The following is a 1506-nucleotide window of genomic DNA, read 5'->3' as shown; positions in this document are numbered from 1 at the left end:
GTTCCTGAGACTTTAAAAGAAGCTGATCTAAAGGGCGCTCTAGTAAACAATCATGTGATTGCTACTGCGTATAAGAGTCTTGAGGCTGCAGCAGATTACGTCCGTACACAAGGCTATGAACCGGTGATCTTGGGTGATACTGTAACTGGTGAGGCTAGAGATGTTGGTGTTGAGCAAGCGGCTTTGGTGCGTCAACATTTATCGGCTAAGACTGGTAAACCCATTGCCCTCATTTCAGGTGGTGAGTGCACCGTCACTATTCCCAATGGAATAAAAGGTCGTGGTGGGCGTTGCAGCGAATACTTACTCTCACTGTTTGCCGCTTCTCAGGAGTTTCCTAAATTGGCGGCATTGGCGGCCGATACGGATGGGATTGATGGGAGTGAGAGGAATGCCGGTGCGTGGTTTACTCCCGAGACTCGCTTGGCTGCAAGCAAGGAAGGTCTCATTCCTGCGCAGTATTTAACTCAGCACAATTGCTACGATTTTTTTGCACAATTAGATGCCTTGGTGGAAACTGGCCCTACACTGACGAATGTAAATGATTTCCGCATCATCTTGCTTGATACTTAATTATGACCATTAGCCCAATACAGATTCAACTGATTCAGCCGGACGACTGGCACTTACATATTCGTGATGGTGAAGTTATGAAAGATGTATTGGCAGATACTGCGCGCCAATTCGCCCGCGCCATCATCATGCCGAACTTGAAGCCACCTGTGACGACAGTGGATTTGGCAAATGCCTATCGCGCTCGGATTGAAGCGGGCCTTCAATCTTTGGCTGTGAAGAGCTTTACTCCTTTGATGACTTTATATCTCACTGATAACACATCAGCTGATGAGGTGCGCAAGGCAAAAGAGGCTGGCATTGTTGGATTTAAACTATACCCGGCTGGCGCAACAACCAATAGTGATGCAGGGGTCAGCGATATCAAGCGTTGTTATGCTGCGCTTGAGGCAATGCAGTCTGTCGATATGCCCTTATTAGTGCATGGTGAGGTCACTAGTGCGCATATTGATATCTTTGATCGTGAGGCAGTATTTATTGATCAAGTGCTCGAGCCTTTGCGTAAAGATTTTCCTGAGCTGAAGATTGTGTTTGAACACATCACTACTAAGCAAGCTGCACACTATGTGCGTGATGCACAAACTGCTGGAAAAAATACACTAGCCGCAACCATTACTCCACAACATTTACTCATGAATCGCAATGCGATTTTTGCTGGCGGCATTCGTCCACACAATTATTGCTTGCCAGTACTAAAGCGTGAAGAGCATCGCGTTGCTTTGCTAGAAGCCGCAACGAGTGGCAGCCCGAGATTTTTCTTGGGCACCGATAGTGCGCCACACGCCAAGGGTGCCAAAGAGGCTGCTTGCGGTTGTGCTGGTTGTTACAGTGCTTTCAATGCTTTAGGTTTATATGCTGAGGCATTTGAGAGTGTTAACAAGTTGGATAAGCTTGAAGGTTTCGCTAGTTTGTATGGCCCTGACTTTTATTCAT

2 protein-coding genes are annotated in these 1506 nt (G+C 46.9%); both read left to right on the top strand.

Features of this window, described 5'->3' with window-relative positions:
* The coding region (locus tag B7X71_RS16760) for an MOFRL family protein (RefSeq protein WP_293601573.1) at window positions 1-573 on the top strand (573 nt) is incomplete at its 5' end.
* Window positions 574-575: 2 nt separating this feature from the next.
* Window positions 576-1506: dihydroorotase (gene pyrC / locus B7X71_RS16755; RefSeq protein ID WP_293601572.1), on the top strand; the 931-nt coding region annotated here is incomplete at its 3' end.

It is taken from the genome of Polynucleobacter sp. 39-46-10 (assembly GCF_002282275.1).
The sequence above is the reverse complement of the archived record's forward strand: the minus strand, read 5'-3'. Positions and strand labels throughout refer to the sequence as shown.